The sequence below is a fragment of the Bradyrhizobium sp. LeoB3 genome (assembly GCF_055456055.1).
Genome location: NZ_JBVBEF010000027.1, coordinates 1 through 8,644, shown reverse-complemented (window position 1 = coordinate 8,644; position 8,644 = coordinate 1). Strand labels below are relative to the sequence as shown.

The window sequence follows — 8,644 nt, the reverse complement described above, 5'->3', positions numbered from 1 at the left end:
AGGGAATGTTCTCGTCGCACACGCATTCGGCGTATTCTATGACACAACGACGACACCGCCGGGCAGTTGTGTAATGCGCGCGCCATAAACGTCCTGGATAAGCGCAATGAGATCGTCGATACGGTCGAGCGTAAGCCGAACTTCCACGCGGCGCCGGCCAAGCGCTTCGTTCATGAGCATGATGTGCCCTGGCCGATAGCGGTTGACCTCGCCGATCACTTCTGAAAGTGGGGTTTGACGAAACACCAACTGGCCTTCGCGCCAAGCCAGGACGGCTCCAACATCGGCCGCGACAACGGGCTCCAAAGCGCCTTGGGCATAGGCGATCTGCCGGCCTTCATACAGCGTGACTGAGTTTCCGGAGTAGTCGATCGCCACCGAGCCGCGTTCGCAGGTCACGGTCGCCCGCACACCTTCGCAGCGTACATTGAAATGCGCGTCGACAGCGCGGATGCGGCCGCCTGCTGCCATGATCGTCAGCGGCGCATCGAGCGACTTGCTTGTGACGATGGCCACCTCACCCGACACCAGTTCCAGCGACCCTTCGCTGGCCTCGTGTGGCATGTTGAGGCTCGTACGCGTGTTGAGATCGATCGAGGCGCCCGATTGCAGCGCAATCCGACGTCGCTCGCCTATTGCGGTCCGCAGGTCCGCCCGCAACTCGGAGGCCGACGGCCAAAGGTCAAGCGGCGGCTCCACAACAAAGTAGCCGAGTGCCGCAGCCGCCGCAGATGCCCCCGCGGCAGCCAAAATCGTGCGTCGGTTGAGGACGGCGCGCCGGGGACGTCGCGATGCCGATGCGATGTTGTCCCAGAGCAGGTTCGCTTCCGCGAAGGCTTCAGCGTGCAGTTCGCTGCGCTCGCACCAGCGTTTCAACGCCGCGGCATCGGCCACGGTGGCGCGTCCGGAGGTCAGGAGCACCAGCCATTGCTGTGCTTCTTGTTTAATGGTCGCCCGCATGTCGGGCGGTGTGATCGGATCGTCTTCGCGCATGGCACTTCTAAGACCCTTTTCGGGGACCAGAACTGAACCTGCGATTCAGCTTTCTTTCAAGCCGATTGGAGCAATGCCGCAGCGCATTCAAGAGCTCCTTCTCGACCATCCGGGGAGAAATGCCAAACCGCTCTGCGATCTCCTCGTGCTTCACATTATCCAGCCGCGCGAGAAGCAGAATGGCTTTGCGGCGCGGCGTCAGCTCTTCCAGTGCAGCCCGGAGCATCGCAAGCTCCGCTCGCGCCTCAGCTATGCGCTCTGGATCAAGCGCGCCATCCATCGTGTGACGAATCGCTTCGATCTCAGAAGCGGTGAGTTTCCGATTGTCCTTCTCCCTTTGATCCGCGGCGACATTGAGAGCCATCCGGAACAGATAGGCCTCGGGCTGCTGCACCAAGCCGACATCGTCTATGCGCGCTATTCGCAGCCAGGTTTCATGCAGCACCTCGGTCGCCAACGCGTCCGAGCCAAGCCTCCAGCGAAGACGTTCGCGAAACCGTTGGTAGCTTGCTTCGAAAACCTTCATCATTCGTGCTCGCGCGCCGGTCATGGTCGTGCCCCCGCGGAGCGAGAGCAACCACCATTCGACGATGCGGCGCGCAGGATTATCGTGATCGGTTGCGGCAAATCCCGTGGCGGGGGCACGACGGTGTCACTCGTAATTCGCGTAGTGATCGCCGCGTCGAGGCTTTCATTGCCGGTCGAACCAAGGAGATGCAGGGCCCGTATCCGCCCGCTCTCTTCGATCCACACTTGAAATGCAGCGCGGTAAGTGCCAAGCCGCGTGTCATCATTACGGCACAACGCGCGCTCGACGGAATTCTGAAGCTCGGCAAAATAGGCACTCTCGTCAGAGCGATGCGTCGATTGCGATCCCGGGATGCCGACTGTTGGATTCGGCGGCGGCGGGCCCACGGTGAAAGCGTTGGCACCGACGTAGCGGATCGCAAGGCCTGTTCCGGCAAGAAGCACCTGCAGGGCGTCGGTTGGAGAAAAACGACCTTTGACAGGCGGCGAGTGCAACCCATTCGCCAACTCGCCGTCGATCAGCGCCGTCATGCCTGTCCGATTGGCGAATTCAACCAAGGCGCTGCCGAGCGGCTGCGCGGCCAGATCAAAGTTGATGTGCCGCTCGCGCGCCATCGCCCCGCCGATCGGGGACAGCGCGAGCATCAGCGCCAATCCTTGACTGAGCGGCCGGCAGGTACATGCCCTGCGGACGCGCGCGGTTGCGAGCGCATCTCGCATCAAACGCCCTGCCCCCTTACAAACGCAGCGATCTGCGGCACGGTAGCTAGGTCGGCACCATTACATTTTTATGACGACACGAGCGTCCCCGCACAGCCATCGTTCCGCCGGATCGCCCCTGACCGCCCTGATGCGGCAAGACCGGGCACCGCAACCTGCTGAATCGCGGCGCAGGCCAGCGAAGCTGCCGGCCTTGCTGGTCGAAATGGCGGGCAGCGCGCAGCAGGGGCCGCAGATCGATCGCGTCCCTTTCCGCGACGGTAGGTACGCTCGGTATCGGAACAAATTCCGAGGCCGCACGTCTAGGAAGTGTGTGGGACTAAGCTATTCTTACAGATCTCGATGGTAGCGGGGACGACTCGAACCCAAGAGGCAAACATTCTCGCCTCTAGTCTATCTGGCGGCAAAGGCCAGCATCGACGTCCGGCGGTGCGCGCGCTGAAGAACAGGGTCGCACAATATGCCCAACCGCACCCTGCCCGATTGTCCTTGATCGAACGCTGCTCGGGCCTCGTGGCGATTATAAATGCGAGAAGAGCCGGCCGATTTCTACGCTGAGCTACGCGCAGCTCTCTCGCAAGGAAACAGTGCTTTTGTCTCGCCGGATCTTCGTTCAAATAGAAATGCGAGAACCACGGGAGCAAACGCCGGACTCTCTTCGAGAGACACTGGGTACAAGGCTTGGACAACAGGCTGCAACGCGAGTGTCTCCGGAGGTGACCAACTCATAAGGAGCCACACGAAAGCGCGTGAGACGCTGAACACTCGCTGGTACTAACATTCGCTGCGAGTAACAATGCGGGAACAACAGAATAGCAAAAACGCCTTTTATACCAATGTGTTAGACCATTGGTGCGCTCGGAGGTTACTCGGAATTGTTGTAGTTTCAATCAGTTAGGACGGCGGCCCGGCACGTTTGGTGCGATAAAAACGGGTAAGGTACAATTCGATTAGACAATTTTTTTGGAGGCAAATCGAGGTGGATGTCAGAGGGAAACGTGGAGGAAACCGGCCCACCGCTCCCTCCCCTTTTCCACCGGAACCTAAGCCTGGAGCCATGTGATGCCCATCGACCCAGCCAACGATCCGAATGAGGCCTACGGATCACGCCGGCCGGTGCGGAGTTGTTCGCCGAGAGGGGGCGCCAAGTGAGGCTGCCTGGCGATATCAGGATGTTTGAATATGAACTGCTCACAAAACGGGATTGGGCGCTGGTCGTGGCGGTCAGCGCCCTCGTCCCGCTGCGCCGTCATCGCGTCGTCTGCCGTTACTTCAACAATCGTAAATTCGGTGCCGAATGACTCAGCCATGAACGTCTTAATGCCATGGCCGGCCGCTTGGTTCAAAAACCCAATTAGGACGAAGCTAACGCCGAGGGTTAATTGCGGACACCACCCAATGACGAAAATAAAGCAGCCCGGCCGGGGGTAGACCGAGCTGCCGTTTGCGCGACTGCGCTCACGGTTAAGGGATCGTGTGTGCCAAAGGTCCGTTCCTAACTTGGCGCCAAAGAAACAGGAGCGCGATCAGCCTACGCAGACACAAATCCGTTCTACGGTCAATCTTGCGTTCGAGACTCGGGATTTTCGTCAGTGTCCGGCGGGACGAGCCTGGCGGGCTCGTCGTAGCCCGCGCGGCTGCTGTAAAAGAGCAGAGCCATTAATCCGATACCAAACACCAGAGAAAACAGGATCCCGATTGCCATCGCGAATATCCGAAGGGAGTAACATCTGCTTCTTCAGCCGACGACCAGCCCATGATCGCAAGGACAATCACGGCGCTCAGCAACATCAGTAGGATGCCTACTAAGGCGTAGCCCCCGATCCCCATGGTTCGCGCATTTGACGCCATCTCTCTCCAAAATGATCTCCACCGAGACATCCAAATGCCATTCATACTTGCTTGCCTCGCAGATGGAATTTTCTCCAGGCTCCCGGACAAACAGACTGGGGCTGAAAATTAACGTCCTCTGCCCCAATGTGTTCCAGCCTTGGAACATGAGATGAAGTGCCTTCTTTGCGAGGATAGTGGCTGGGTCTGCGAGAACCACCCGAAGCGGGCGTGGCAGGGTGAGCACGGCTGCGAGTGCGGTGGGCCGGCTCGCCCGGCCCGTTCTGCAATGTCCCGCAGCGCGGCGAAGCTCCGCGCCTTCCGAAGGGGTACTCGACAGCCTTCGACAGAAAGGGCTGGCGACACTGATGCGACACGAGCAGGCTAGTCGTCTGCTCCCGCCCGCCCCAAAGAAAAACCCGGCACTGAGGCCGGGTTATATGTTCGGCATAATTTCGCCAGCGCGAGGCCGGCGGATTTGAATTCATCCGACTCTTAGATTTTCGGCGGACGTCTTGCCCCTGTTGGTCATTTCTTCGTAGCTCACCTTGGTCCCCTCATTGAGACCGCTAAGCCCCGCTTTTTCTACGGCCGAGATGTGCACGAAGACATCCTTGCCGCCTTTGTCGGGTTGAATGAACCCATAACCTTTCGTTGCATTGAACCACTTCACAATACCTGTCGCCACGCCGGCACTCCGTTTTTGAACAATGGAAGTATTCTATGGTGGCCGGATGGGCCGCGGCAAGAAAAACCAACCTGCACCCTGCCCCTTGCAGTTCGGGCCATCAACGCCCCGGCCGAGCTGTCTTTCGCCGGCTCTGGGCCTCGTAATCTCCGCCCGAGGAACGAGTTCTTCTTGCCCCTTCGGCACGGCTGGCGAGGCCACGCGGAACAGTCCATTTGTAGCAACGTTGAACGGTCGCACACAGGATCCACGTGTGTAGTGCCCAAAGGCAGCTCGGTCCGGATTTGTCCCCTGGGCCGGGCTGCTACTATGTGTGCCATTTCATACATGCACCCCGATAGCGTCTCGCTAGGATGCCGGTCCTGGGATTTCAGGGCACCCGTGAGATGAACGCCGTCGGGACGCTGTATTTCGAGCCCGGCGGCGCGATTTCTAAAGGAAGCCCCGACGATCAGCAGGGGTTTGGCAAGCCTCGAATATGAGGAAGATCTCAGACAGATGATACCTCAGCCGTCATGCCCCTCCGCCACTGTGCGGGGCATTCTCGCGTAGAAGACGAGGCAGGCATAGGCACCCTGCTCGTCTCTGACCACGTCCGGCTGAGATCGTTGCCTTGCCCCCTGCTGCCGGCCACTCAAGCATAGCCGTGCGAAGGATATTCAATCGGCCGGTTGAAATTGCTGTTCGTCACCACGGGCGAGCCGTGCGGCTCCGAGAAGGTCAGCACACCGCCGGCAGGCAGGCTGGTTTGGAACCGATGCTTCGTCGCAAAGTTGGAAGCGCGCGCACACGATCACCAACCGTGCTGTGCACTGTCCCCTAGCAGCTCGGTCCGCCCCTGGCCGGGCTGCTTCTTTCGGCCTCCGAGCCTGTAGACGCTTTTCCCCGTCAATCCACAGGGCCTAGCGGCTTGCTCTGGCGGCGCCCGGACGCGATGCTTAGGAGATGGGTACGAAGTCCAGAGAGAGCATTTTTGGCGCATCAGTGCGCGCGGCAGCCGAACAAGCGGCCGAGGCGCGCAAGGGCGCCGACCGGCTCGCTTGCGAAGCCTGGAACAAGCGCATGCTTGCGTTCCAGGGACCGGCGCAGCCCTCGCCTGCCCTCGGCGACGCACTCAATGCCGGCTACACCTATCTCGAGGTGAAGTGCCTCGGATGCGAGACGCACCAGACCGTCGCCCTCGATATCGTCCGCCGGCCGAAGACGACACCGATCCACGAGCTCGAGCGCTACATGCGCTGCAAGTTGTGCTCGGACGAGCGCGGCTATCCCTACAAGCGGAGCCACCTCGTCGCGCTGCGACCGACCAAGATCTCGGCGCAGGATCCCCTCGACCTGGTGGCCGGACGAACGCTAAGGACCCCTGATGTGCAATCTCTACTCCATCACCACCAACCAGGAAGCGATCCGCGCACTGTTCCGGGTCGTCAACCGCTATGTCGGCAACCTGCCGCCGATGCCGGGCGTGTTTCCTGATTATCCGGCCCCCGTGGTGCGCAACGCCGGCGACGGCCGCGAGATGGTGCTGACGCGTTGGGGCATGCCGCCGCCGCGACCGGCGGCCCGCCCGTAACCAACATCCGCAACACGTCCTCGCCGCATTGGCGCGGCTGGCTCAAGCCGGGAGAACCGGTGCCTAGTCCTTTCAACAGCTTCGCCGAATACGCGCCAGAGCCGAACCCGGAAACGAAGAAGAAGGATGTCGTCTCGTTCGCGCTGAACGGTGACCGGCCGCTCACAGCGTTCGCCGGGTCGTCAATTGTGCAGCGCACTCCTGCAAATTTAATGTCATACTGTGCTCAACCGAACCGAGACTTAGGGTCGAATTGTCCAAAATCCCATGTCCGCGCAGGCACTCGCCAACGAAGGACATGAGCCATGAAGGACCACAACGAAAAATTGCACCGACTCCGAGCTGATGCGAACGACTTTGCCCTCATGGGCATGTCCGCGACCGATCCAAGTAAACGCGGGCTGTTTAAGCGTTTGGCTGATGAGCTTGCCATTGAGGCGCTTCAGCTTGAACAGGTCGTGAAAAGGCAAACCGAGCATTTGGGCATAGGCGAGCAGCATGATTTCGTGTCCAAGGCTAGCGCTACGGATAAGCGGCTGTTGACAGGAATCCCGAGCAGCCATCGGTAGAGGATGCCCTCTCGAACATCTCTTTGCTCAGAAAAGCGCAGCCCGCACCGTGCACCCTAAGCGCGCCTCTGTGCCCGGGGGAGGATGCACCATCGGCGCACCTGAGGCGCACGGGCTGGGCAGACAACGGCAATCGCTACAGCGCGTGCCAACGCACGTGAGGGCGCGTTGGGTGCATGGGCGCAGGCATTGCAACGACCACCCCCAATATCAAAGCACGGGCACGAGAGGGCCGCTGCTACATGCGTTAAGTGCCATCGCGAAAAGCAACGACGCGTTGCTCCTCGCTACCGATATTCGGCAGACGCTTGTAAGGCTCCAAAGCCAGACGGCTAACAGCTCGTCTTTCTGGCCTCGGTGACTCGCTCCACTTCCGATCCGAGCAAGCTGAGGAGCGCATTTGTCCCCTCCGCGACCTCGCTCAGGGGCGCAATCGGTCTCAGTGATGAGCGCAGTTTGCTGCTGCGGAAACTTGCCGCAATTTCAGCGCCGGCTACGAGTTCTCGAAGCGAAAGCAAATCCGACATCTTCCGCGCGAGCATGTCCCTATCTGATACCAGTTGCTCGCAAAGCTGTCTGGCAGTGCGTATTGAAATGCGCATACGAGCCGCCTCCTCTTGGAAGAAGCGGAAACGTGACACGGCCGGGAAAGTTCGGCATTTACTTAATTGTATTTAAAGTTTTTTTATATATTATTTATTTTCACATTTAATGTCAGTCAGAAAGAAGGGAGACGTCAAACCCGGCTTTGGCGTTGCAGCCGCGATTTTGGCCCTCGCTCTGACAACCTTCATCCCGCCTGCGCAGGCCTGCAACGACAGGGGTAATTGCGCAAACGCGCCGGGGCAGAACAAGAACGTCAACGGAGCCCCCGGGCCGATCGCTGGTGCAGGTCTCCTAATTCTCGCCGTTGGCTACGGCGTCTATTGGCTGATCAGGCGCCGTCGTAGGCGAACAGACATTCAACGATAAAGGCTGTGCGCCCAAGCACGCCTCGAACCTGCAACATCGGTCTCGCGGGTTTTTTCTGCACGCAAGCTCATTGCCGCAGTAGGCACATCGGTGCTTCTTGACGATCGATAGTGCGTAAACGCCTGGCTCGTCGCCAGCAACACTGCGGCAAAGGCAACAACCAAGGCAAGTTGAAGCGTATCTTCCATCGTCATCACACTGGAATCCTCCCCGCTCATGGAACGAAATCAGCAACGCCTCCGTTCCTGAACTCGGGAAAGAGATGCAATCGAGTTGGATTTGGGACGCTCGCGCTAATGGAATGCTGCCGGCTGTGCACGAGAGCGGGCTTAGGTGACGCTGAGGGCGGCCATCTTATGGCCTCCCTTCGTGTCCTGAGCGCAACCAGGACTACGGTCCGAGTTCCGGACGTCGCGTGACGCCTAAGCTCGCGATTTCGTTCCTACTTCGGCGCGCGTCAATCAGCGTAGCGAGGTGCAATGCCCCATGTGTTTCCCCACGGAATCCCGGGAGTTCGACATGAAAAGCTACCTGCAAAATCCTAAGCACTGGCGCGACCGCGCGGAAGAAACCAGAGCCAAGGCAGATGAGTTTTGCGCAGCCCAGCAGAGAAGCAGCGGTTGCTCCGGGTTGCAAACGAATATGACCGGCTAGCAGATCGGGCAGCAGAATGGCACCGTTCGGCCGAATTACTGTAAGCATCCGGTGAGAGCCGCGTAGGGGTCACTCAGGCTGCTTGATTGACTTGCTTATTTCGGTCGCGCCAATTCC

Annotated in this window: 9 protein-coding genes and 2 pseudogenes; 5 read left to right on the top strand and 6 right to left on the bottom strand. The window is 59.6% G+C overall.

The genetic code is table 11. From position 1 onward, the window contains the following. Nucleotides 1-36 precede the first annotated feature (36 nt). The 3 genes from ACZXDY_RS19005 to ACZXDY_RS18995 are packed head-to-tail and all read right to left on the bottom strand — an operon-like array spanning nt 37 to nt 2,166. The gene (locus ACZXDY_RS19005; protein WP_035690151.1) at nt 37-993 is read right to left on the bottom strand and encodes a FecR family protein; all 957 of its coding nucleotides are present in this window, start codon (nt 991-993) and stop codon (nt 37-39) included. Between the two features lie 7 nt (nt 994-1,000). After that, nucleotides 1,001-1,543 (bottom strand): RNA polymerase sigma factor, encoded by a 543-nt coding sequence (locus tag ACZXDY_RS19000; RefSeq protein ID WP_028164001.1) that lies wholly within the window; start codon nt 1,541-1,543, stop codon nt 1,001-1,003. Next, nucleotides 1,540-2,166, bottom strand: a complete 627-nt coding sequence (locus ACZXDY_RS18995; protein WP_207231040.1) for a secretin and TonB N-terminal domain-containing protein — start codon at nt 2,164-2,166, stop codon at nt 1,540-1,542. The genes ACZXDY_RS19000 and ACZXDY_RS18995 overlap by 4 nt, the downstream gene beginning before the upstream one ends. Before the next feature lie 1,247 nt (nt 2,167-3,413). Here ACZXDY_RS18995 and ACZXDY_RS18990 point away from each other — a divergent pair. Next, the gene (locus tag ACZXDY_RS18990) at nt 3,414-3,542 is read left to right on the top strand and encodes a hypothetical protein (protein WP_464346530.1); all 129 of its coding nucleotides are present in this window, start codon (nt 3,414-3,416) and stop codon (nt 3,540-3,542) included. Between the two features lie 257 nt (nt 3,543-3,799). Here ACZXDY_RS18990 and ACZXDY_RS18985 read toward each other — a convergent pair whose 3' ends face one another. Continuing rightward, nucleotides 3,800-3,946, bottom strand: a complete 147-nt coding sequence (locus tag ACZXDY_RS18985) for a hypothetical protein (RefSeq protein ID WP_464346529.1) — start codon at nt 3,944-3,946, stop codon at nt 3,800-3,802. 609 nt (nt 3,947-4,555) lie between these two features. After that, on the bottom strand, nt 4,556-4,759 hold the full coding sequence (locus ACZXDY_RS18980) for a cold-shock protein (protein ID WP_028165752.1): 204 nt from the start codon (nt 4,757-4,759) through the stop codon (nt 4,556-4,558). 945 nt (nt 4,760-5,704) lie between these two features. Here ACZXDY_RS18980 and ACZXDY_RS18975 point away from each other — a divergent pair. The 3 genes and pseudogenes from ACZXDY_RS18975 (at nt 5,705) to ACZXDY_RS18965 (ending at nt 6,901) form a co-directional block, all read left to right on the top strand. Further along, nucleotides 5,705-6,116: pseudogene (locus tag ACZXDY_RS18975) on the top strand (hypothetical protein). Nucleotides 6,117-6,125: 9 nt separating this feature from the next. After that, nucleotides 6,126-6,511, top strand: a pseudogene (locus ACZXDY_RS18970) (SOS response-associated peptidase family protein); the annotation flags it as partial. A gap of 126 nt (nt 6,512-6,637) precedes the next feature. Continuing rightward, nucleotides 6,638-6,901 carry a hypothetical protein gene (locus ACZXDY_RS18965; RefSeq protein ID WP_464346528.1) on the top strand — a complete coding sequence of 88 codons (264 nt, stop codon included), beginning with the start codon at nt 6,638-6,640 and terminating at the stop codon, nt 6,899-6,901. A gap of 962 nt (nt 6,902-7,863) precedes the next feature. On the opposite strand, the gene ACZXDY_RS18960 is transcribed toward ACZXDY_RS18965, so the two are convergent. After that, on the bottom strand, nt 7,864-8,067 hold the full coding sequence (locus ACZXDY_RS18960) for a hypothetical protein (RefSeq protein WP_464346527.1): 204 nt from the start codon (nt 8,065-8,067) through the stop codon (nt 7,864-7,866). 325 nt (nt 8,068-8,392) lie between these two features. Between ACZXDY_RS18960 and ACZXDY_RS18955 the strand changes: the two genes are divergently transcribed. Beyond that, nucleotides 8,393-8,527 (top strand): hypothetical protein, encoded by a 135-nt coding sequence (locus ACZXDY_RS18955; protein WP_464346526.1) that lies wholly within the window; start codon nt 8,393-8,395, stop codon nt 8,525-8,527. Nucleotides 8,528-8,644: the final 117 nt, after the last annotated feature.